Origin of the sequence: Saccharopolyspora spinosa NRRL 18395 (assembly GCF_000194155.1) — a bacterium.
Lineage (GTDB): Bacteria > Actinomycetota > Actinomycetes > Mycobacteriales > Pseudonocardiaceae > Saccharopolyspora > Saccharopolyspora spinosa.
In genome coordinates this window covers 255,359-277,510 of sequence record NZ_GL877879.1, presented here as the reverse complement: position 1 = coordinate 277,510, position 22,152 = coordinate 255,359, and the positions used below count along the sequence as shown (strand labels likewise).

The window sequence follows — 22,152 nt, the reverse complement described above, 5'->3', positions numbered from 1 at the left end:
TCACGGATGTCGGCCGCTCAACCGCGGCGGCCGACAAGTTCTTCGGCTCCCACGCACACCAGCACCGATTCCGCGAGGGCGGCGTGGTGGTACGCGCTGGGTTCCAGCTCGGGCGGGAGCACCTCGACGCACGGGGCGGGTTCGCCGAGCGCTCGCAGGATGCGCTGGATCTCCCCGGTCAGGCCGACGACGGCGGCGGACGCCGTCACCAGCACGACCAGCTTCGTCGCGCCGCCCTCGTCGCGCCGCCAACTGCTGCGCACCTCGCGGACCCCGGGGCGGCTGCGCAGCGTGGCACCGAGCACCAGCACCGCGGAGCTGGTGCTCGCGGGGGGTTCGGGCCTGAACGCGTGCTCCGGGACGGCGTCGGGTTCCACGGGAAGAACGGCGTTAACCATCGCGGGGTCGGCGCCCAGCGGCGCCAGCGCGTCGGCCAGTAGTTGGTGTTCGGCGTCGTCGAGTGCGATCCGCTCGCGGACGAGCGTGCCCGGCAGCATCTTCGCGACCACGTCGGCGGCGTCTCCGGCCAGCCAGTCGCGGAAGCGCCACAGGTGCCGGTCCGGCAGCCGCCCTGCGAGCCGAAGAAGTAATTCGTGGCACCGCAGATCGGTTTCGCGCACCGCCACTTCGGCCCCTCCCACCCTCGTACTCCACCGATGTGGGTGTCGCTTGCCGCCCCCGGCCTCTAGCCGCACCCGTCCAGGTGAACTTTGGTCGCGAGAACCGGATCAATCAAGCCCTTGAACCGTCTTTTCGCAACACGCTGGAATCGATACCCCTATGCGGGTTACGCCAGATCTGACCAACCCAAGCAGGGGATGATCGCAGCGTACTGGTCGTGGGCGGTGCTTCGTTGCCGAGCCACCGAAAACGCCGTTCGCGATATCCGCCAACAACCCGTTGTGACGCAAGCGAAACGCGGCGTCACCCGGAACCGGGCAACGCCGCGCAAATTGCGTCACGGTGCTTATTCGACTTCGACGATCAGTTCCACCTCGACCGGGACGCCGAGCGGCAGCTCGGCCACGCCCACCGCCGAGCGGGCGTGCTGGCCCGCCTCGCCGAAGATCTCGCTGAGCAGCTCCGACGCCCCGTTGACCACCCCGGGCTGACCGGTGAAGCCCTCCGCCGAGGCCACGAAGCCGACGACCTTCACGATCCGCACCACCGAGTCCAGGCCGACCAGCCCGTCCACCGCGGCGAGCGCGTTGAGCGCGCAGATCGCGGCGTGCTGCTTGGCCTCCTCCGGGGTGATCTCCGCGCCGACCTTGCCGATCCCGGCGGGCTTGCCGGCGACCATCGGCACCTGGCCGGCGGTGTACACCAGCGAACCGGTGCGCACGGCCGGCACGTACGCCGCGACCGGAGGCACGACCTCCGGCAGCGGGATGCCGAGCTCCGCGAGGCGTTCTGTCCACCGACCCATGTCAGGCCTCCTTCGGGCGCTTCAGGTAGGCCACCAGCTGCTCGCCGGTCGGACCCGGCAGGACGGAGACCAACTCCCAGCCGTCCTCGCCCCACTGGTCGAGGATTTGCTTGGTCGCGTGGATCAACAGCGGCACCGTCGCGTACTCCCACTTCTGCATGCGTGCAGCTTAGGAGACCCGCTGCCCGCCCTCCGCGTCGCCGCGCTCACTCTCCCGTCTTGACGGGAAAGCCCCGCCCCGGCCCAGCCCTGGATGCCTTCGCGGCACTCCACGACGGTCACCTCCCCGGCGTCGCGTCTTGAGCTCGTCCCTGCGTAGCGGGAGTTCGCGGTCGGCAGACATCCGGGGAACTCGGCACTTACGCTGATCGTGTGACCGACTGGGACGGGGAACTGAATCAGGCCCGACTGCACGTCGTCAGCGGCAAAGGCGGTACCGGCAAGACGACCGTCGCCGCCGCGCTCGCCCTCGCCCTGGCCACCGGCGGACGCAAGGTGCTGCTGATCGAGGTGGAGGGCAGGCAGGGCATCGCCCAGCTCTTCGACACCGCCCCACTGCCCTACGCCGAGGAGTGGATCGCCGCGGCGCCCGGCGGCGGCGAACTCCGCGCGCTGGCCATCGATGCCGAGGCCGCGCTGCTGGAGTACCTGTCGATGTTCTACAACCTCGGCTTCGCCGGTCGCACGCTGCGCAAGATGGGCGCGATCGAGTTCGCCACGACCCTCGCGCCGGGTCTGCGCGACGTGCTGTTCACCGGGAAGATCAAGGAATGCGCCGGCCGCACCGACGAGCGCGGCCGCTACGTCTACGACGCGGTGGTCGTCGACGCGCCGCCGACCGGCCGCTTGGTCAAGTTCCTCGACGTCACACGCGCGATGGCCGACCTCGCCAAGGTCGGGCCGATCCGGGACCACAGCGACGGCGTGGTGCGCCTGCTGCACTCCAGCGACACCGTCGTGCACCTGGTGACGCTGCTCGAGGAGCTGCCCGTACGGGAAACCCTGGAGGCGGTCGCCGAACTCGACGCCGCCGACCTGCGGCCGGGTGGCGTGGTCTGCAACCGGGTCCGGCCCAACCGGCTGCCGCCCCGCTCGGTCGCCGCCGCCGCAGCGGGCCGGGTGGACGCGGAGCGGCTGCGCACCGGGATGGCCTCCGCCGGGCTCCACGTCGACGACGAGACCCTGGACGGGCTGGTGCACGAGACGATCGAGCACGCCATCCGGGCCGAGACCGAGGACGACGCCCGCGCGCAGCTCGCCGAGCTCGACCTGCCGACCGTCTCGCTGCCCGACCTCACCGCCGGGATCGACGTGGCAGAGCTCTACGAACTCGCCGAGATACTCACCGAACACGGCATCCGGAGCCCACGATGAGCGAACCGCTGCGACCCGCGCAGATCGACGTCGACGCGTTGCTGGACGACCCGAACACGCACATCGTCGTCTGCTGCGGCTCCGGCGGCGTCGGCAAGACGACCACTGCGGCCGCCCTCGCGCTGCGCGCCGCCGAACGCGGCCGCAAGACCGTGGTGCTCACCATCGACCCGGCCAAGCGGCTGGCCCAGGCGCTCGGCCTGCGGGAACTGAGCAACCAGCCCAAGCAGGTGTCGATCGAGGGCTTCGAACCGGCCGGCGACCTCAACGCGATGATGCTGGACATGCGCCGCACCTTCGACGACATGGTGCTCGCGCACGCCGGCCGGGAACGCGCCGAGCAGATCCTGAACAACCACTTCTACCAAACGATCTCCACGTCGTTCTCCGGCACGCAGGAATACATGGCGATGGAGAAGCTCGGCCAGCTGTCCGCCGCCGGCACCTGGGACCTGATCGTGGTGGACACCCCGCCGAGCCGGTCTGCGCTGGACTTCCTGGACGCGCCGCAGCGGCTGTCCACCGTGCTGGACGGGCGGCTGATCAAGATGCTGTCCAGCCCGGCCCGGGTCGGCGGGAAGGGCCTGCGCAAGATCGTCGGCGCCGGTTTCGGGATGTTCGCGAAGGCGGTGTCCACCGTCATCGGCGGCCAGTTGCTGACCGACGCCGCCGCGTTCGTGCAGGCCTTCGACTCGACCTTCGGCGGGTTCCGGGAGCGCGCCGCCCAGACCTACCGGCTGCTGCGCTCCCCCGGCACCGCGTTCCTGGTGGTCGCCGCGCCGGAGCCGGATGCGCTGCGAGAGGCCACCTACTTCGTGGAGCGGCTGGCCGGGGAGCGGATGCCGCTGGTCGGCCTGGTGGCCAACCGGACCCACCCGGTCGTCGCCGCGCTCGCCAGCACCCGGGCGGCCTCCGCCGCCGAGGAGATGGAGGCGACCGGATCCGCGCCGCTGGCTGCGGCTGTGCTGCGGGTGCACGCCGACCGCGTTGCGGTGGCCGAGCGCGAGAAGCGGCTGCTCGCCCGGTTCACCCGGGCGCACCCGGAAGTGTCGCTGGTCGGTGTCCCGGCGCTGCCGTCGGACGTGCACGACCTGGCCGGGCTCCGGGAGATCGGCCGCCGACTGGCTGGTGAATAGCAGAAGTCGGTTCGGGCAATCCGCGGTTGCGCATTGCCCAAACCGGCCTCGAACGGACTAGCTCACTTGGTACTCGGTGAAATCGGCATAATCCTGCCGGGCGGCTTCCAGCAATTCCCGCCAGTTGCGGACGTCGGGCCGGCGCCTCAACAACGCACGCCGCTCCCGCTCCGTCATTCCGCCCCAAACACCAAATTCGATCTTGTTGTCGAGCGCCTCGCTGAGGCACTCGGTGCGGACCGGGCAGCCGAAGCAGACCATTCGCGCCTTACGCTGCTCAGCCCCCCGGACGAACAATTGGTCCGGATTCTGGTCACGGCATGCGGCGTTTACCCGCCAGTCCCCCTGCTCGAACATAGAGTTCCCCCAGCTCCTCACTGGATCGTCGGCGACCGTATTTCGTCCGGAGCCCCCCGGCACCGGATGTTGTGCTCTGAACTGTTTTGACCACAACAGTGCTGTCGCTGGACGTAGACGGACTGTAGAGCCCGCTGGTTCCACAACCAAACAAGGGTTGTCGCTCCGTTATCTTTCGAACTCATCACATCGGGCGGATCTTGCCCGTGACACTCCGTCACGAAGCCGCCCCGACTTACTCTGGCGGGGTGCGTGCCCGAGACGGCTTGTTGAAGCTATTCGGTCTGTGTGTGCTGGCTGGCGTCCTGGTGGCCGGCTTGTTGTTCCCGATAACGGGGTCACTCGGAGTGGTCTCCAACCGCGCCAGCGACGCCGTCAACAGCATCTCCACCGACTTGATGACCAAGGAACCGCCACTTGTGACGACCGTCACAGATCGAGACGGTCGGCCGATCGCGTACCTCTTCGACCAGAACCGGACCCCGGCGCAGCCGGACCAGATCGCCGACACCATGAAGGCGGCGATCGTGGCGATCGAAGACCGGCGGTTCTTCGACCACCACGGCGTCGACTGGGCGGGCACCGTGCGCGCCGCCGTGACCAACCAGATGTCCGGCGAGATCGCGCAAGGTGGCTCGACGCTGACCCAGCAGTACGTGAAGAACTACCTGGTGCACGTCGTCGCCGCCGGCGACCCGGTGAAGCAGGCGAAGGCGATCGAGCAGACCCCGGCGCGCAAGCTGCGCGAGATCCGGATCGCGCTACAGGTGGAGAAGCAGCTCAGCAAGGAGGACGTGCTCGCCCGCTACCTCAACGTGGTGCCCTACGGGAACCAGGCCTACGGGATCGCCGCCGCCTCCCGCACCTACTTCGACACCACGCCCGACCAGCTCACGATCGCGCAGGCCGCGCTGCTGGCCGGCATGGTCAACAGCCCGAGCGCGCTGAACCCGGAGAACAACCCCAGCGAGGCGCTCAGCCGCCGCAACCTGGTGATCAAGGCGATGGAGGACCAGCACCGGATCACCCCGGAGGCCGCCGAGGAGGCCCGCAACTCGCCGCTGGGACTCGCGCAACCGCTGCGCGGCATCCCCAACGGCTGCGTCGGCGCCGGACCGTCGGACGGGTTCTTCTGCAAGTACGTCATCGACTACCTGGAGCGCGCCGGGTTCACCGAGGAGCAGCTCAAACGCGGCGGCTACACCATCCGCACCACGCTGGATCCGCGCGCCACCGACGCCTCGAAGGCCGCCGCCGAGCGCGGCGTGCCGAAGACGGCCAAGGGCATCGCCAACGTGATGAGCGTGGTGGAGCCCGGCCAGGACAAGCACCGGGTGCGCGCGCTGGTCGCCAACCGCGACTTCGGACTCGACGCCTCCAAGGGGCAGACCGCGTACGCGCTGCCCAGCGGCGTGGTCAAGTTCGGCGCCGGGTCGGTCTACAAGGTGTTCACCTCGGCGGCCGCGCTGGAGAAGGGGATGGGCATCTACAACACCATCCAGGCGCCGGGCTCCTACTCGTCCTCGGTGTACAAGAACGGCACGGCGCCCTACACCGTGGGCAACGCCGAAGGCGTGGCACCCGGTCCGCGTACCCTGCAGATGGCCCTGGCGACCTCGCCGAACACCGGTTTCGTGGCGTTGCAGGAACGCGTCGGGCTCGCGCAGACGGTGGACATGGCGGCGCGGCTCGGGATGCGCGAAACGCTGCTCGCCCACACCGCGGGCGGCGACCCGCTGGCGCCGAACGGGGCCAACGGGCTCTCCCAGGCCGAACAGGTCAAGCAGCGCAACATCGGCGCCTTCACGCTGGGCTACTCGCCGACCAGCCCGCTGGAGCTCAGCAACGTCGCCGCCACGATCATGAGCGGCGGCGTGTGGTGCCCGCCGACGCCGGTCGAGCAGATCCTGGACCGCAACGGCAACCCGGTGTCGATCACCGAGGACCCGTGCGAGCAGGCCGTGGACACGGGCCTGGCGAACGCGCTGGCCGTCGGGATGAGCCACGACGACCTGCCCGGTGGGACCGCCGCCGCAGCGGCCGCAGGGGCCGGGTGGAACCGGCCGCTGGCCGCGAAGACCGGCACCACCGAGGCCCACCAGTCGGCCGGGTTCCTCGGTGCCACCCCGCAGTTCGCGGGCGCGGTGCTGACCTTCAGCGACGGCACCTCGCCGCAAGGGATCTGCGACTCCGATCCGCCCCGGCTGTGCGGGGTCAACGGCGGCAACATCTACGGCGGCAAGGTCCCGGCGCGGACCTTCTTCGACGCGATGAAGGTCATCCACGAGGGCCTGCCGGTGCTGCCGCTGCCGCCGACCACCAAGCGGTACGAGGACGGCGGCGACGAGTTCCAGGTGCCCAACATCGTCGGCATGGACGCGAAGCGGGCCACCGAGGCGCTGGAGAAGGCGGGCTACAAGGTCCAGCAGCGCTCGGTGAGCAGCACGCGCAAGCAGGGCACGGTGACCAGCCAGACGCCGCGCGGGTTCGCGCTGCCCGGCGAACTCGTGTCGATCTCGGTGAGCACCGGGTACGTGCCGCCGCCGTCGCCGGAGAAGCCTCCACCCGGCCCGCCGCCGCAGGGCCAACCGCCGCAGCCGCCGGGCGACCGACCGCAGCAGCCGGAACAACCCGTGCTGCCGCCGGGCATCTTCCCGCCGTGACCGACCGTTCCCGCCGTGACCGACCGCAGGTTCCATTTGGAACTTGCGGTCGGGACCGTCGCGCGATGGGTCGGGCTGGCGGTTCTTAGACTCGGGGCGTGACGAACACGCAGGTGAGCACCAGGCGCGCGCGATCCCGCTACCGGTTGCTGGAGGTGCGGGCGACCGAGCGCGTCACGCCCCGCATGGTGCGCGTCACACTCGGCGGCTCGGAGCTCTCGGACTTCGTCAGCAACGGCAGCGACCAGCGGATCAAGCTGTGCCTGCCGCAGCCCGGTCAGCCGATGCCGCTGGGCCGGACCCGCGCCGAGGTGTTCGCGCTGCCCCGCGAGCAGCAGCCACGCCAGCGCACTTACACGGTCCGCTGGTTCGACCCGCAGCGGCAGGAGCTGGCGATCGACTTCGTCGTGCACGACCACGACGGCCCGGGAAGCACCTGGGCGGCGCAGGCCGCGCCCGGCGAACAGATCGTCACCGTCGGTCCCAGCCCCGCATACCAGCCGCAGCCGGACGCCGACCCGCTGGTGCTGGTCGGGGACGAGACGGCGCTGCCAGCCATCGCGGCAATCCTGGCGGAGCTGCCCTCGGCGGCCCGCGTGCAGGTGTTCGCCGAGGTCGCTGACGCCGCGGAGGAGCAGGCGCTCCCCTCCGACGCCGATGTGGCCTGGCACTGGCTGCACCGCGACGGCGTCCCGGCGGGCGAAAGCGCGCTGCTCGTGGACGCGCTGCGGTCGGCCGAGCTCGGCCCGAACCCGCACGTGTGGATCGGAGCGGAGGCCGAGTTGGTCCACCAGCTCCGCGAGCACTGCCAACAGGAACTCGGCCTGGAACGGCGTCGCCTCTACGCCCTCGCCTACTGGCGCCGCAACGCCGCAGGCGAATAGAAGCTGTTTCCCGGCTCGTTTGGCGGTGCGGGTAGCGGAATCTCAGACCCGCCTGGACTCCGGGATCCCCGACTCAGGTACGGGGCCCCATGCACGCCGGGGCTGTCCTCGCCAGCCGAGCCCTTCGGGGCGGGCCCAGCATGAGACGCGGCGCGGGTCTGGACCATGTCGGTCGCTGAGGTCGCCCGCCGCCTCGACGACCGCTTCGACCTGATGCGGGGCCGCGCGCGGGACGGCCCGCACCGGCACTTGCAGGTACGGGGGGCCATGAGTCTTTTGGGCTGCTACTTATGGCGACTCGAAAGACCCACGGCCCCGTGACCAGCTAGAACGAGACCTCGGGTGTCAGTCGGCGAGTTCGGCCTTGACCAGGGCTGCGACCTTGCCTCCTTCGGCGCGGCCCGCCACCTTGGCGTTGGCCGCCTTCATGACCTGGCCCATCTGCTTCATGCCCGGCCGCTCGCCCAGTTCGCCCTCGACCTCCGCGACGGCGTCCTTGACGAGTTGCGCCAACTCGTCGTCGCCCAGCGGCTTCGGCAGGTAGTGCCGCAGGATCTCCGCCTCGTCGAGCTCGGCCGCGGCCTGCTCCGCGCGCCCGGCCCCACTGAACGCCTCCGCTGCCTCGTCGCGCTTCTTGGCCTCCTTGTTCAGCACGCGCTGCACCTCTTCGTCGGTGAGCTCGCGTGCTTGCTTGCCGGCGACCTCCTCCTTGCTGACGGCGGCCAGCGCCATCCGCAGGACGCCGGTGACGGTGGTGTCGCGTTGCTTCATCGCGGCGGAGAGGTCCGCGCGCAGCTTGTCCTTGAGCTCGGCCATGCGGCGATTATCCCGCTGCAGCCGCACCGGCCCGCCCACGACCTCGGTCTCCGGAGCGGCACCGTCGGTAACGGGCCGTCAGCCGCCGGAGGCGGTGTCGTCGTAGGGTTGGTGGGGTGAACAAGTTCGGGCGGATTCTGCTCAGCACGGGCGCTCTCGGCGCCGCCGCGATCACCTACTCGGCCGCGATCGAACGTCGCCACTGGACGCTGCGGCAGGCGACGCTGCCGGTGCTCGCCGAAGACTCGGCACCGCTTCGTGTGCTGCACATCTCCGACCTGCACATGACCCCGAACCAGCGGTCCAAGCAGCGGTGGGTGGCCGCGCTCGCCGAGCTGGACCCGGATCTGGTGGTCAACACCGGCGACAACCTGGCGCACCCGCAGGCGGTGCCCGCGGCGCTGCGTGCGATGGGCCCGCTGCTGGACCGGCCGGGCATCTTCGTCTTCGGCAGCAACGACTACTACGGGCCGACCGCGAAGAACCCGGCCCGCTACCTGCTGCCGTCGCGGAAGGCCAAGCGCATCCACGGGGAACCGCTGCCGTGGCGCGACCTTCGGGCGGCGATGTCCGAGCGCGGTTGGCTGGACGCGACGCACCGGCGGCACGAGATCGAGGTCGCCGGGATGCGGATCCACCTGGCCGGGCTCGACGACCCGCACCTGCACCTGGACCGCTACGACCTGATCGGCGGGCCCGCGCCCGCCGACGTCCAGCTGCGCCTGGGCGTGACGCATTCCCCCGAGCCGCGGGTGCTCGACTCGTTCGCGGAGGACGGCTACGACCTGGTGCTGGCCGGTCACACTCACGGCGGGCAGCTGCGGCTGCCCGGCTACGGGGCGCTGGTGACCAACTGCGAGCTGGACCGTTCGCGGGCGCGCGGCGCGTCCACCTGGGGCGAGCGCATGCACCTGCACGTGTCGGCCGGGCTGGGCACCTCGCCGTACGCGCCGGTGCGTTTCGCCTGCCCGCCGGAGGCCACCCTGCTGACCTTGCTCCCCAGGTCCGAAAAACCGACATCGACCAGCGAAGACACCGGTAGGAGGACCCCGTTCGGGGCAGGTGAGAACGTCCGCTAAACTATGATCCAGCGGTTGGACGAGCACCCGAGATGTTCACCGCTGAAAGATCGGGGTGTGGCGCAGCTTGGGAGCGCGCTTCGTTCGGGTCGAAGAGGTCGTGGGTTCAAATCCCGCCACCCCGACGCAGAAAGTGGCCTTGGCCGGAGTATCCGGCCAAGGCCACTTTCTTCTGCGCACCGGGATCCCTCAGCGAGGGGGCCGTGGAGTTCGGCTGTTTCCTGTTGGAGGTGCGTCGCTGACGCCGCCCTGGGATGCGCGATTTCGCGAGGACCCGCCGTTCACCCCGCGTGCTGGTCGATTCCTCGCTCAATCACTCCGCTTCAGGCGAACGGGTGATGGTGCACCTGCTCCGCAGGTGGCTGCGTCATCGGGCAGTATCGAGGCGTGAGCACCTACCCCGAAGCGCAGATCCCCGAGAAGCTGTTCGACGACCCGGAGCGCGAGGCCCGCTGGCGGGCCAGGTTCAGCGCGCCCCGCGTGTCGCTGCCGGACTGGGCGCGGGACGCCCCGCAACGCAGCCTGTACGTGTCGAACGTCAGCGGTACCTGGGAGATCTACGCCTGGGACCGCGACTCCGACGAGCACCGCCAGATCACCGACCGTCCACAGGGGACGTTCCACGGAACGTTGTCGGCGGACGGCGAGCAGGTCTGGTGGTTCGACGACACCGACGGCGACGAGTTCGGCAGCTGGGTCGTCGAGCCGTTCGCCTCCGGTGAGACGCGGCCGGGTCTGCCGGACACCCACCCCGGGTACCCGGCGGGGCTGGAGCTCGGGTCGTCGGTGATCGGCGTGGGGATGTCCACCGACGACGGCGTGACGGTGTGGGTGGCGCGCGACGGCGGCCGTCCGGAAGTTCTCTACCAGCACGAGCAGGACGGCGGGTTGTCAGCCATGTCCTGGGACGAGTCGATGGTGGTGATCTCGCACTCCGAGCACGGCGACAGCCGCCACCCCGCGCTGCGGGTGCTGCGCGTCGACGGCTCCGAGGTCGCCGAGAAGTGGGACGGCCCCGGCAAGGGTCTGGACGCGCTGGCGTTCGCGCCGGTCACCGGCGACCCCCGGCTGCTGGTGCTGCACGAGCGGCGCGGCAAGGAGGAGCTGCTGGTCTGGGACGTCGCTGCGGACACCGAGAGCGAGATCAAGCTCGACCTGCCCGGTGAGGTCTCCGCCGACTGGTACCCGGACGGCAAGGCGCTGCTGATCGCGCATACTCACCACGCGCGGACCACGATGCACCGCTACGACCTCGCGGAAGAGATCCTCACCGAGCTGGCGACCCCGCCGGGAACGGTGGCGGGCGCGTCGGTGCGCCCAGACCACTCGGTGGAGTACGTGTGGTCGTCGGCGGCGACGCCTTCGCTGGTGCGGACGGTTTCGCGCGCCGGTGCGGACCGGGTGCTGCTGACGCCGCCCGGCGACCGCGCACCGGGTTCGGAGGCCGTCAACGACGTGTTCGTCGAGGTCCCGTATGGGCCGAACAAGACGGTGCACGCGCTGGTGGCGCGCCCGGCCGACGCCGGGGAAGGGCCGTTGCCGACGGTGTTCAACCTGCACGGCGGGCCGCACGCGGCCGACGAGGACCGGTTCTCCGCCTACCGGGCGGCTTGGCTGGATGCCGGGTTCGCCGTGGTGGAGATCAACTACCGGGGTTCGACCGGGTACGGCTCGGCGTGGCGGGACGCCATCGAGGGCCGGCCGGGCCTGACGGAACTGGCCGACGTCGCGCGGGTGCACGACTGGGCGATCGAGGCGGGGCTGACCACACCGGCGCTGAGCGTCGTCGCGGGCGCGTCGTGGGGCGGTTACCTGACGCTGCTGGCGTTGGGGACGCAGCCGGAGCGCTGGGCCGGCGGCGTCGCCGGGGTGCCGGTGGCCGACTACGTCTCGGCGTACGCCGACGAGATGGAGCCGCTGCGGGCCTACGACCGGGCTCTTTTCGGCGGCTCGCCGGAAGACGTGCCGGAGGTTTACCGGGAGGCTTCGCCGATCACCTACGTGGACGAGGTGCGGGCGCCGGTGCTGGTGCTGGCCGGGGACAACGACCCGCGCTGCCCGATCCAGCAGATCCTGAACTACCTGGACCGGTTGGGTCCGCGGGAGCTCCCGTTCGAGTTCTACCGCTACGACGCGGGCCACGGCTCGCTGGTGGTGGCGGAAACTCTCCGCCAGGTCGCGGCGGAGATCCACTTCGCCCGCCGCGCCGTCGGCCTCGGCTGACTCCCGAGAAGACTCCGCCATGCGGAACCCAGGTTCCACTACCAGCAATTTCAATGGAAATCAGAGGTCCGATATTGCACAAAACCAAACTTGGGTTCCGCATTGCGGAAATGGGGGTCCGTTTGTTTGGGTCACAGGGTTTCGGCTCGGACCACGTCGAGGTTGTGGAAGGTCGGTCCCTCGTCGCAGAGGGCGCGCATCTTGCAGGAGATCTCGTCGGTCTCCGGGAGCCGGGAATTCCGCATCGCCTCGTCGTAGGACGGGAACTCGACGAACTCGCAGTAGGTCCCCGGGTACTCGTGGTCCCGTGCCAGCACCGCTCGCTTCGCGGTGCGCTTGCCTCCGGTGGCTTCCTCCCAGTCGTCCACCAGCTTGTTCAGCTCGGGCTCCTTGCCGGTCTTGAACTCGATGAGCTGCACGAAGTTCATGCCAACGGTGGCCTGCTCGTCCACCAGCAGCTCGCAGATCTGGTCCCGCAGTTCGGGGGTGTCCTCGTGCTGGTGCACCGACCACCGCGTGCTCGGTGGCGGCGTGCAGGACCTCTTCTTCCTCGCCAATGATGGTGAGCGAGCAGTTGACCTCGCTCGGGTACTTGCGGCAATCCGCTACCTTCCTGACCACATCGCGTCTCCTGTCCTGCGGATCGGGTTGCGCAACCACCCCAGCTCGCGCTCGTACTGGGGGTCTGGATGGGTGGCGACACCCTGCACCAGCGGCGCGCGCACGTGCGCGGACGGCCAGTACCAGTCGGCACGGCGCACCACCAGGCCGGCACGTTGCAGCTGCACCAGCACCTCGACGTTGAGACGGCAGCGGCGGCAGCCGTGCAGCATCTCCTGGGCCCGGTCCTGCGCCTCGCCGACGACGCCGGGCGCCCGGGTGTGCTCGAGGAACAGCAGCTGACCGATCGGCCGCAGCACCCGGCCGATCTCGGTCAGCGCCGATTCCGGTTTTCCCGTGCTGCACAGGGAGAACCGGCAGACCACCACGTCGAAGGCGCGGTCCGGGAACGGCAGGCTCGCCGGGTCTCCGTCGAGGAATTCGGTGGGCAAATCGGGACGTTCGCCGCGCAGGTCGGGTTTCGCGTCGAGCAAAGCGAGGTAGGAGACGTGGTGGTAGGCCAGCAGGTCTTCGAGGCGGAAAGCCCCGATGTCCAGCACCCGCCCGGCAGCCCGCTTCCGGGCCAGCACCCGGAACCGCTCCAGCATCTCGGTGGGCGGCGACACCCCGGCGCGCTTGTAGTGGCACGTCACGGTGGTGGCTGAGCGGACGGCGTGGACATCGTCCGGCGGCATACCAGCAGCATGGGCACGGTGCGGCGGCTGACGCCAGGGGCTTCCGACCCCGACACCTGCTCCGATCCGGTAGCGATCCCTGGCTGCCGGATGCTCGAAGTCGCAAGTATCGAGGTCGTTTCGCACAATATCGAGAAGAGGGGTGGCGATGGGCGTCAACCGACGGGGATTCCCCGGCTCGATCGCGCTCGGCGGCCTCGCCTTGGGCAGCAGCATGGTCGTCGGCACCAACAGGGTCGTCGCGCAGGCGCAGCAGCCGGCCGGGTTGACCGTGCGCGGCGACCAGTTCCTGCTCGACGGCGAACCGTTCCGGATCGTCGCCGGCGAGATGCACTACTTCCGCACCCACCCCGACCACTGGCGGGACCGGCTCGCCCGGATGCGCGCGCTCGGCCTGAACACCGTGGACACCTACGTCGCGTGGAACTTCCACGAACCCCGGCGCGGCGCGGTCGACTTCTCCAGCTGGCGCGACCTCGTCCGGTTCGTCGAGACCGCCGCCGAGGTGGGGCTCAAGGTCGCCGTTCGGCCGGGCCCGTACATCTGCGCGGAATGGGACTTCGGCGGCCTGCCCGCCTGGCTGCTGGCCGACCCGGATCTGCCGCTGCGCTGCGACGAGACCGCCTACCCCGACCTGGTCGACGAGTGGTTCGGGGTCCTGCTGCCGCGGCTCGCCCCGCTGCAGGCGACCCGTGGTGGCCCGGTGATCGCGTTCCAGGTGGAGAACGAGTACGGCAGCTACGCCAACGACCAGGCACACCTGGACCACCTGCGGAAAACCATGCGCGACAACGGGATCGACAGCCTGCTGTACTGCTCGAACGGCCCGTCGGAATGGATGCTGCGCGGCGGGAACCTGCCGGACGTGCTCGCCACCGTCAACTTCGGCGGTGACCCCACCGAGCCGTTCGCGGCGCTGCGCCGGTACCAACCGGAGGGACCGCTGTGGTGCACGGAGTTCTGGGACGGCTGGTTCGACCACTGGGGCGAGCCGCATCACACCACCGACCCGGTCGAGACGGCCGCCGACGTCGAGAAGATATTGGCCGCCAAGGCGTCCGTGTCGCTCTACATGGCTGTCGGCAGCACGAACTTCGGCTGGTGGGCGGGCGCGAATTTCGACGAGGCGAACGGCACGTACCAGCCCACGATCACCAGTTACGACTACGACGCGCCGATCGGCGAAGCGGGCGAACTGACCACGAAGTTCCACCGGATCCGCGAGGTCATCGCCCGCCACGAGCCGGTTCCGGACGAGCCGTTGCCGCCGCTGCCTTCCCGGCTACCGGCGCAGCGCGTGCAACCGGACGCGACGGTCGGGCTGCTGGAATCCCTCGACGCGCTGTCCGCAAGTTCCATTGAAATCGAAGGTTCGACTTCAATGGAAATTGCGCCGATCCACCGGTCCGCGCCGGTGCACATGGAGGCGCTGGGCCAGCCCTACGGGTTGATCCACTACCGGACCCACGTGCAGGGGCCGCGCGAGACGGCGGGGCTCTGGGTTCGCGGGTTGGCCGACCGGGCGCTGGTCTTCGCCGACGGCGAACTGCTCGGCACACTCGACCGCAACGATCCGCAGGGTTCGGTGGAGGTACCGGTGCAGCGCGAGTCGGTGCAGCTGGACCTGGTCGTCGACACCGGGGGCCGGATCAACTTCGGGCAGCGGCTCAACGACCCCAAGGGCATCACCGACCGGGTCCTGCACGGCTCGCAGGCCCTGTTCGGCTGGGAGATCCGCCCGCTGCCGCTGGACGACCTGTCGGGCCTGGGGTTCCGGCCCGGCGCCACGAGCGGTCCCGCCTTCCACCGGGCGGTCCTGCGGATCGGCGCGCCCGCCGACGGGTTCCTCGCCCTGCCCGGCTGGGAGAAGGGAATGGTGTGGCTGAACGGTTTCCTGCTCGGCCGCTACTGGTCGGTCGGGCCGCAGCGCACCCTCTACGCCCCGAGTCCACTGTGGAGGACCGGGGAGAACGAGCTGATAGTCCTGGAGCTCCACCGGCGCGGCGGTTCGACCGAACTCCGCTCGGAGCCCGACCTGGGCTGATCACGCTCGGCGGTGCTGTGGAAGACCGCGACTTCCTGCTGCACGAGCGCGATCGTGTCGCGGACGGTCCGCAGCGGAAGGTCCGTGAGATCCACGCCATCGATTGCCAGCCGTCGCGCTGTGGGGTCGTAGAACCGCAGCAGCAGCCTGGTCAGCGTGGACTTGCCCGCCCCGCTGGGGCCGGTGACCATGACGAAATCGCCGGGCCAGACCTGCAGGCCGAAGCCCGCGAGCACCGGGCGGTCGGCGGCCGGGTAGCGGAATTCGACGCTCTCAAAGCGAATTCCCCTGTTCCGACCAGCGGGCAGCTGCCGGCTGCCGTCATGAACGCGGCAGCGCTCAAGCCCGGGAACGGAATTCCGAGCGCGTTTCCACGCTCCGGTCAGGCGGCTCCCAGCGTCAGTCGCCGCACCGCCGGTCGGGGAGCACTTCGCCACAGAGGACCCAGGTGTCGCCGCGGCGGACCCAGTGCAGCGGCTCTGGCCGTGGCGGCCAGGCCAGCAGGTAGCGGTCGCAGAGCTCGTTCATGGTCCGCACGTACTCGGCCACCGCACGCAGCCAGTGCTCGGTTCGCATGACCGTCACCCCAGTTCGAGGTCGTACCTCAGTTCGTCGAGCCGCTGCCCCCACTGCCGGACGGTTTTCCGCTCGGTGCAGCGGAATCCGGCGTCCAGGTAAAGCCGGGCGGCCGTCTCCAGCGGGTCGACGGTCCACAACTTCACGCGTTCGAAACCGCGCTCGCGCGCGTGATCCAGCAAGGCGTGCAACAGCTTCCGGCCGACTCCGCCGCCCCTCGCTGCCGGGTCGACCAGGAACCAGCGGAGCTGCGCGACGCGGTCACCTTCGTCTGTGAGCGCGACGGTGCCGACGGTTTCGTCGTCGCGCTCGGCGACCCACAGCCAGCCGGGTTCGACGCCCGGCTCGTCCCGCGCCTCGCCCAGGGCCGCGGCGAATGCGGCCAGACCGTGCGCGACGTGCGCCTCGAAGCGTTCGTCGAAGTCGTACTCCCGCGCGTAGAACTCGCTGTGCATGGTCAGCACGGTGCCCAGGTCGCCGGGGCGCGGACCGATCCGGATGCTGATCTCGGGCGACATGCGCAACTCCAGTAGACTGAAACAGTCGTTTCAGTCGTAGGCTAGCAGCCTGACCAGCATTGGAACAGGGGCGACGATGACCCAGCGGGACGACGGCCGCCGCGGCGAACTGCTCGCGAAGCTCCTGGAGTACTCCGCGACGCACGGGCTTTCCGAGGTGTCGCTGCGGCCGCTGGCGGCGGCGGTCGGCTCCAGCCCGCGCATGCTGCTGTACTTCTTCGGCTCCAAGGACGGGCTGGTCAAGGAAGTCCACCGGCACGCCCGCGACGTCCAGCTCCGGCTGCTCGCCGACACCCTCGACGACTGCACGGACCGGACCGAGGCGCTGCGCGCGCTGTGGCGCTGGCTCGGTGATCCGGCGCACCAAAACGTGATCCGGTTTTTCTTCGAGAGCTATGCGCGTTCGCTGCACGCCCGCGGCGGCGCGTGGGACGGTTTCGGCGAGACGAGCGTCCGCGAATGGCTTCCCCGGCTCCAGCAGGCCCTCGGCAGCTCCGATGCCGAGGCGACGCTGGCGCTGGCGGCGCTGCGCGGCCTGCTGCTCGACCTGCTCGCCACCGGCGACACCGCCCGCGTCGCGGCCGCCTTCGAGGAGCTGCTGGGCAAGCTCTGAGGCGTACCGGGTGCCCGCATCGTGAGATGGTCGGCGCGCCGGAATATCTCGTTCCGCCACAACGTCCATGCCCGTCGTGAGCCATCTCTTCGAACCGATCAAGCTGCGTGACGTCGTCATCCGGAACCGTGCGTGGGTCTCGCCGATGTGCCAGTACTCGGCCACCGACGGTGTGCCCGACGACTGGCACCTAGTGCACCTCGGCCAGTTCGCCACCGGCGGTGCCGGGCTGATCATCAGCGAGGCGACCGCGGTGGTACCGGAAGGCCGGATCAGCCCGCACGACACCGGGCTGTGGAACGACGAGCAGGTCGCGGCGTGGCAGCGCATCAACGACTTCCTGCACGCGCAGGGCGCGGCGACCGCGGTGCAGCTCGCGCACGCCGGCCGCAAAGCGTCGACGACCCCGCCGTGGGAGGGCGGCCAGTCGGTGCCGCCGTCCGAGGGCGGTTGGCAGTCGGTCAGTTCGACCGGCAACGCCTTCGGCACCCAGGCCGCGCCGCGCGCGCTGACCGAAGCCGAGGTCGCCGAGCTGCCCGAGCAGTTCGCGGCGGCGGCGCGCCGGGCGGAAGCGGCGGGCTTCGACGTCGTCGAGCTGCACTTCGCGCACGGCTACCTGGCGCACCAGTTCTACTCCCCGCTGGTCAACGACCGGACCGACCGCTACGGCGGCGACTTCGACAACCGGGTGCGGGCCCTGCTGGAGATCACCGAAGCCGTGCGCGCGGCCTGGCCGGCCGACAAGCCGCTGATCGTCCGCCTCTCGGCGACCGACTGGGTCGACGGCGGCTGGACCGGCGACGACTCGGTGCGGCTGTCGACGCTGCTGGCGGAGCGCGGGGTGGACCTCATCGACGTCTCGACGGGCGGCGCGGTGCCCAAGGCCGACATCCCGATCGGCGCTGGCTACCAGGTGCGCTTCGCCCGCCAGATCCGCGCGGAGACGGACATCCCGACGGCGGCAGTCGGCCTGATCACCTCGCCGGAGCAGGCGGAGGAGATCGTCGCGTCCGGCTCGGCGGACGCGGTGCTGCTCGGCCGCGAACTCCTCCGGGACCCGCACTGGCCGCTGCAAGCGGCAGACCTCCTGCACGCGGACAACATCTGGCCCAAGCAATACGAACGAGCCCGCCGCGTCTGACCCTTGCCGGGACCGGTCTGGCCTGAGCACGGGGCCGTGAGTCTTTTGTGTTGCGGATGGAAGCCCAACAGACGCACGGCCCCGGACCTGCGGAAGCAGGGCTCTAGCTACCGGCCGTGATCTTCGGCGTGAGCACGGTGCCGAGGGCGGCGGGCTCGATCGCGGAGATCCTCCGCGCCGTCTCGCCACCCGGGCCATGCCGACGGTGATCGCGGTCGCCGTGCCAGCGGTGCGCTGCGGATCGCCCGCCGCATTGCGGAGGCCAAGCCAGACGGCCGGTTCCGAACGCGCGAAGAACCGCGCGAGCAGGCGCAGCGCGAACGGGCGCACCACGCGCGCGGCGAGCACGAACGGGCGCAGCACAAGCGCGGCGCAGCACGAACGGGCGCAGCACGAACGGCGCAGCACGAGCGCGGCGAGCATTGACGCGAGCAGGATCGCGCCGACAACGCCGATGACGGCTCGCACCAGGCCGATGATCCGCGCGGTGTTCGACGAACTGGGATCCGCCGTGGCGATGACCTGTACCACGGAAATGACGAGGCAGCCGAAGCCGAGGAAATTCCGGCTGCGCTTGGTCACGCGCGACACGACCGCGTCCATGCGCAGCGCCGCGCGCCGAGAGGACGCCGTGGTCCGAGCGGTGGCTCGAGGGCTGTCGAACGCGGAGATCGGGGCGGAGCTGGCGATGAGCGAGGGCACGGTGAACGTCCACGCCAGCCGGGCCCTGGCGAAGCTGAACCTGACCAACCGCGCAGCTGGCCCTGCTCGTCCCCGACGAGCTGGCCCTACTCGTCCGCGACGCGGGCCGCTGAACCTGTTCCCAGCTGTAACGCCCGTGAGCACTTTCGGGTGCTGCAACAGCGGCTGTTCCGGAACGTGTTTGTTGAAGCGAACGGACTGTTCGCGCCACCTACCGAGGCGAACAGTCCGTTCGCTTCAACCCAGCAGCCCGGCAGCACGTCAGGTGAATGACGTGAACGGACCGTTCGTGCCGTCTACGGTGGCGAACAGTCCGTTCGCTTCACACCGCTTGGCGAGGCGGAACCAGACCGCTCAGGCTGGGGCTGCCATCGGAACCTCCAGGTAGGACGAGTTCCCACAAATGCCCCACAACTCCCGAAAACGCCCGAAAGCACTCACGGATCCGGCGCTACTCGGCGAGTTGGGCCTGCCACATCCAGTGCGACTTCTCCAGCTCCCGCGCGATGCCGATCAGCAGGTCCTGGGTCACCAGATCGGTCTTGTCGGTCTCGTCGATGCGCTCGCGGAGCCGACGGTTCAGCTCCGCCAACGTGTTCGTGATCGCCTGAACCACCTCGCGATCGCTGCGCCAGTTCGAGTCGAACTTCGGCACCCCGGAGCCGTCGGCGACCGTCGAGGCGCGCCCGTCCGGCGAGATGCCGATGGCGGCGGCGCGCTCCGCGACGTCGTCGGCGAAGCCGCGCGCGGTGGTGACCAGCTCGTCCAGGTGAAGGTGCACGTCGTGGAACAACCTGCCGACGACGTTCCAGTGCGCCTGCTTCGCCACCAGGTGCAGGTCGATCATGTCCAGCAGCGTGCCCTGCAGCACCTTGCCGGTGATCTCCCGGTCCTGGTCGGCCAACGGGCTGGTGATCGGGGCCTTCTTCGAAGCGGTCTTCTGAGCCATGAGCGCTGCTACCTCCTCGAACGCGAGCAGACCCTTCGAGGGTGCTGCCTGTGAGGTACCCACGCACTTCGAAGCGGTATGCAGGGCCGTGGGGATCTGTCGCGAGCGCCACACCGCTCAACCCACCTGCGCGGACATCGTCTGGCGAGGGCAATCTCGAAGCCGCAGGTCATGCACGCAGCCCGGGCTTGCGCCCGAGGTTCCGCCACCCGCACCGCCAAGCAGGAGATCAGCTGCGGTTGGCGAAGTCGACCACCTGGTGGCCGATGGCGCGGAGGACGTTCGCCACCTTCTCGTCCGCACACTCGCCTCCGGTCTCGAATTGCGTTTCGGCCGAGTTCACCGCTCCGCCGAGCGGCGTCGGCCAGCCTCGCAGGGCGTGCACCACCGAGCGGAGCGCCTGCAGCGTAGTGACCGTCGCCTGCCAGCCGTAGGCGATGCCGATGCAGCCCACCGCTCGCCCGTCCAGGTAGGGGCGGTCGTCGCCGCGCAGGTCTTCTGCGTAGTCCAGGGCGTTCTTGATCAGTCCGGAGATCGTGCCGTGGTAGCCCGGCGAGGCGAGGATGACGCCGTCCGCGGTGCGCAGGGCGTCCACCAGCTCCAGTGCGTTGTCGGTGCGTTCGGTCAGTTGCGGGTCGTAGAACGGCATCGACAGGCTGCTGCCCGTGATCGCGTGGACCTTCGCCCCCGCTTCACGCGCCCCGGCGAGCGCGGCGTTCAGGGCTCGCTCGGACTGCGAATCCGGTCGGACCGATCCGCCGATCCCCACCACGGTCACCGTCATGCACTGATCCTTTCACCAGAAGCTGCACCTGTCGCCCCTCGCAGGACTTCCCGCCACGCTACGACTTAGAGCTCGCTCGAGGTCAAAGCCGACCCGTCGTGTCCCACACCACAGCTACCTGCGGGTAACCTCAGCAGAACCTGTCACCTTCCCGGGGAGGTCACGCCGATGCCGAAGGTCCTCGAACTGGTACAGCCGACGCTGGAGGCCGCCGCCGTCCGCGGCATCTTCTCGCTCCCCCAGCCTGTGCGACGCCTCCTCGCTGGGCGGCCGATCCGGCTGGACGACCAGGAGCTCGCCCTCGACGCCCAACTCCTGCTCAAGCTGCAGCGACTCAGCGGCCAGGAACAGCTTGCCGCGGCCACGCCCGAGCTCGCCCGCGCGGGCATGCGGCGGTCGACCAAGATCACTTCCATGTTCGCGGTGCCCGGCGTGGTGGTGGCGGACCGGAGCATCCCGACCGAGGCGGGCGAGCTCGCGGCACGGCTGTACCGGCCGCGCGAGCTCACCGAAGCCGGACCGCTGCTGGTCTTCTTCCACGGCGGCGGCTGGGTCATCGGCAACCTGGACAGCCACGACGACCTATGCCGGTTCCTCGCCAAGCACGCCGGCATCCGGGTGCTGTCGGTGGACTATCGCCTCGCGCCGGAGTTCCCGTTCCCGGCCGCCCTGGACGACTGCATCGACGCCTACCGGTACGCCGTCGACAACGCCGCCGAGCTGGGCACCAGCAGCGAATTGGTCGCGGTCGGCGGCGACAGCGCGGGCGGCAACCTGGCCACCTCGGTCGCCCTGCACGCCACCCGGTCCGGGCTGGTGAAGCCGGTGTTCCAACTGCTGATCTACCCCGCCGTGGACGCGACCACGCGGCGGCGGTCGCGCGAGCTGTTCGGCAAGGGGTTCCTGCTCACCGACGGCGACATGAACTGGTTCATGGACCACTACGCGCCCGACCTGGACGTGCGCCACGACCCGCGGCTTTCGGTGCTGCTCGCCGAGGACCTCAGCGGGTTGCCGGCGGCGCACATCGTCACGGCTGGGTTCGACCCGCTGCGCGACGAGGCCGAGGCCTACGCGCAGCGGCTGGCGGACGCCGGGGTGCCAGTGATCGCCCGGCGGTTCCCGGACCTGATCCACGGCTTCGCCAACCTCCGCCCGATCGGCGGCCGGTTCCAGGAGGCGCTGTTCGAGATCGTCGGCACCCTCCGCGCCGCCCTGTCGCTGCAGAAGACCTGATCCGCTCACGAGCGGTTTGCGGTATGGCTGCTTGGGAAGTGGTCGTCCAAGGTGCGGTGGGGCGGGGTTTCTGCCTTTGAAACGGCGATGCCACCTGTCCACACGCCGCAGCCTGTGAAGTGAACGGACCGTTCACCTCACACCACGACAGCGTGAGAGCGGCAGGAACCCGTGAGGCGAACGGATCCTCCACGTCCATAGACGTCACAAACGGTCCGTTCGCTTCACGCCGCACCTTCCAGAACAGCCTCCACAGTCCCGCCAAACGCGCTCATGGGCACTCCCGCAGTTCGAACCCGAGTGCTCAGTGGCGGTGATCCGCGTGGCCGCGCTACG

General features: G+C 69.9%; 23 protein-coding genes and 1 tRNA gene. 12 read left to right on the top strand and 12 right to left on the bottom strand.

All coding sequences use genetic code 11. The features are described 5' to 3' along the window. Positions 1-17: 17 nt before the first annotated feature. From SSPN_RS0120395 to SSPN_RS53845, 3 genes are all read right to left on the bottom strand, one after another. The gene (locus tag SSPN_RS0120395; protein ID WP_010307848.1) at positions 18-641 is read right to left on the bottom strand and encodes a hypothetical protein; all 624 of its coding nucleotides are present in this window, start codon (positions 639-641) and stop codon (positions 18-20) included. A 326-nt stretch (positions 642-967) separates the two neighbouring features. After that, entirely contained in the window at positions 968-1,426 is a 459-nt protein-coding gene (locus tag SSPN_RS0120390) for a RidA family protein (RefSeq protein ID WP_010307844.1), read from the bottom strand. A 1-nt stretch (position 1,427) separates the two neighbouring features. Beyond that, positions 1,428-1,586 carry a Sp36 family protein gene (locus SSPN_RS53845; protein ID WP_010307841.1) on the bottom strand — a complete coding sequence of 53 codons (159 nt, stop codon included), beginning with the start codon at positions 1,584-1,586 and terminating at the stop codon, positions 1,428-1,430. Between the two features lie 212 nt (positions 1,587-1,798). Between SSPN_RS53845 and bagA the strand changes: the two genes are divergently transcribed. Continuing rightward, entirely contained in the window at positions 1,799-2,800 is a 1,002-nt protein-coding gene (bagA, locus tag SSPN_RS0120380; RefSeq protein WP_010307839.1) for an ATPase BagA, read from the top strand. Next, positions 2,797-3,936 (top strand): ATPase BagB, encoded by a 1,140-nt coding sequence (gene bagB / locus SSPN_RS0120375; RefSeq protein ID WP_010307836.1) that lies wholly within the window; start codon positions 2,797-2,799, stop codon positions 3,934-3,936. The genes bagA and bagB overlap by 4 nt, the downstream gene beginning before the upstream one ends. Positions 3,937-3,993: 57 nt before the next feature. On the opposite strand, the gene SSPN_RS0120370 is transcribed toward bagB, so the two are convergent. Beyond that, positions 3,994-4,293: a WhiB family transcriptional regulator gene (locus SSPN_RS0120370; protein WP_010307833.1), complete on the bottom strand. Its 300-nt coding sequence runs from the start codon at positions 4,291-4,293 to the stop codon at positions 3,994-3,996. 266 nt (positions 4,294-4,559) lie between these two features. On the opposite strand from SSPN_RS0120370, the gene SSPN_RS0120365 reads away from it, so the two are divergent. Then, positions 4,560-6,956 (top strand): transglycosylase domain-containing protein, encoded by a 2,397-nt coding sequence (locus SSPN_RS0120365; RefSeq protein WP_083822185.1) that lies wholly within the window; start codon positions 4,560-4,562, stop codon positions 6,954-6,956. A gap of 113 nt (positions 6,957-7,069) precedes the next feature. After that, positions 7,070-7,840, top strand: a complete 771-nt coding sequence (locus SSPN_RS0120360) for a siderophore-interacting protein (RefSeq protein ID WP_010307826.1) — start codon at positions 7,070-7,072, stop codon at positions 7,838-7,840. Between the two features lie 345 nt (positions 7,841-8,185). Here the strand turns inward: SSPN_RS0120360 and SSPN_RS0120355 are convergent, their stop codons facing one another. Continuing rightward, the gene (locus SSPN_RS0120355; protein WP_029535537.1) at positions 8,186-8,656 is read right to left on the bottom strand and encodes a GatB/YqeY domain-containing protein; all 471 of its coding nucleotides are present in this window, start codon (positions 8,654-8,656) and stop codon (positions 8,186-8,188) included. A 116-nt stretch (positions 8,657-8,772) separates the two neighbouring features. On the opposite strand from SSPN_RS0120355, the gene SSPN_RS0120350 reads away from it, so the two are divergent. From SSPN_RS0120350 to SSPN_RS0120340, 3 genes are all read left to right on the top strand, one after another. Further along, positions 8,773-9,735, top strand: coding sequence for a metallophosphoesterase (locus SSPN_RS0120350; protein ID WP_010307816.1), 963 nt, complete (start codon positions 8,773-8,775; stop codon positions 9,733-9,735). Between the two features lie 51 nt (positions 9,736-9,786). Then, a tRNA-Pro gene (locus SSPN_RS0120345) sits at positions 9,787-9,860 on the top strand. A gap of 262 nt (positions 9,861-10,122) precedes the next feature. Beyond that, positions 10,123-11,958: a S9 family peptidase gene (locus tag SSPN_RS0120340; protein ID WP_010307813.1), complete on the top strand. Its 1,836-nt coding sequence runs from the start codon at positions 10,123-10,125 to the stop codon at positions 11,956-11,958. 131 nt (positions 11,959-12,089) lie between these two features. Here SSPN_RS0120340 and SSPN_RS57750 read toward each other — a convergent pair whose 3' ends face one another. Both SSPN_RS57750 and SSPN_RS0120330 read right to left on the bottom strand, forming a co-directional pair. Further along, on the bottom strand, positions 12,090-12,464 hold the full coding sequence (locus SSPN_RS57750; protein ID WP_010307809.1) for a hypothetical protein: 375 nt from the start codon (positions 12,462-12,464) through the stop codon (positions 12,090-12,092). A 99-nt stretch (positions 12,465-12,563) separates the two neighbouring features. After that, positions 12,564-13,253, bottom strand: a complete 690-nt coding sequence (locus SSPN_RS0120330) for a class I SAM-dependent methyltransferase (protein WP_010307806.1) — start codon at positions 13,251-13,253, stop codon at positions 12,564-12,566. A gap of 148 nt (positions 13,254-13,401) precedes the next feature. On the opposite strand from SSPN_RS0120330, the gene SSPN_RS0120325 reads away from it, so the two are divergent. Then, entirely contained in the window at positions 13,402-15,297 is a 1,896-nt protein-coding gene (locus SSPN_RS0120325; RefSeq protein ID WP_029535535.1) for a glycoside hydrolase family 35 protein, read from the top strand. Here SSPN_RS0120325 and SSPN_RS0120320 read toward each other — a convergent pair. The 3 genes from SSPN_RS0120320 to SSPN_RS0120310 form a co-directional block, all read right to left on the bottom strand. Continuing rightward, positions 15,189-15,488: an ATP-binding cassette domain-containing protein gene (locus SSPN_RS0120320; RefSeq protein ID WP_085982142.1), complete on the bottom strand. Its 300-nt coding sequence runs from the start codon at positions 15,486-15,488 to the stop codon at positions 15,189-15,191. The genes SSPN_RS0120325 and SSPN_RS0120320 overlap by 109 nt on opposite strands. Before the next feature lie 208 nt (positions 15,489-15,696). After that, positions 15,697-15,873, bottom strand: coding sequence for a hypothetical protein (locus SSPN_RS56925; protein ID WP_158309609.1), 177 nt, complete (start codon positions 15,871-15,873; stop codon positions 15,697-15,699). A gap of 5 nt (positions 15,874-15,878) precedes the next feature. Further along, positions 15,879-16,391, bottom strand: coding sequence for a GNAT family N-acetyltransferase (locus SSPN_RS0120310; RefSeq protein WP_010307795.1), 513 nt, complete (start codon positions 16,389-16,391; stop codon positions 15,879-15,881). Between the two features lie 76 nt (positions 16,392-16,467). Here SSPN_RS0120310 and SSPN_RS0120305 point away from each other — a divergent pair, with 76 nt between their 5' ends. The 3 genes from SSPN_RS0120305 (at position 16,468) to SSPN_RS62175 (ending at position 19,235) form a co-directional block, all read left to right on the top strand. Next, positions 16,468-17,004, top strand: coding sequence for a TetR/AcrR family transcriptional regulator (locus SSPN_RS0120305; RefSeq protein WP_010307792.1), 537 nt, complete (start codon positions 16,468-16,470; stop codon positions 17,002-17,004). A 67-nt stretch (positions 17,005-17,071) separates the two neighbouring features. Continuing rightward, complete coding sequence (locus SSPN_RS0120300) at positions 17,072-18,145, top strand: NADH:flavin oxidoreductase/NADH oxidase (RefSeq protein ID WP_010307788.1); 1,074 nt, start codon at positions 17,072-17,074, stop codon at positions 18,143-18,145. Positions 18,146-18,341: 196 nt separating this feature from the next. Continuing rightward, on the top strand, positions 18,342-19,235 hold the full coding sequence (locus SSPN_RS62175; RefSeq protein WP_192814545.1) for a LuxR C-terminal-related transcriptional regulator: 894 nt from the start codon (positions 18,342-18,344) through the stop codon (positions 19,233-19,235). 63 nt (positions 19,236-19,298) lie between these two features. Here SSPN_RS62175 and SSPN_RS0120295 read toward each other — a convergent pair whose 3' ends face one another. Next, a complete protein-coding gene (locus SSPN_RS0120295; RefSeq protein WP_010307785.1) occupies positions 19,299-19,796 on the bottom strand; it encodes a Dps family protein in 498 nt (165 codons plus the stop codon). A 229-nt stretch (positions 19,797-20,025) separates the two neighbouring features. Further along, complete coding sequence (locus tag SSPN_RS0120290; protein ID WP_010307781.1) at positions 20,026-20,580, bottom strand: NADPH-dependent FMN reductase; 555 nt, start codon at positions 20,578-20,580, stop codon at positions 20,026-20,028. Positions 20,581-20,748: 168 nt separating this feature from the next. On the opposite strand from SSPN_RS0120290, the gene SSPN_RS0120285 reads away from it, so the two are divergent. Beyond that, on the top strand, positions 20,749-21,816 hold the full coding sequence (locus SSPN_RS0120285; RefSeq protein ID WP_010307777.1) for an alpha/beta hydrolase: 1,068 nt from the start codon (positions 20,749-20,751) through the stop codon (positions 21,814-21,816). Positions 21,817-22,152: the final 336 nt, after the last annotated feature.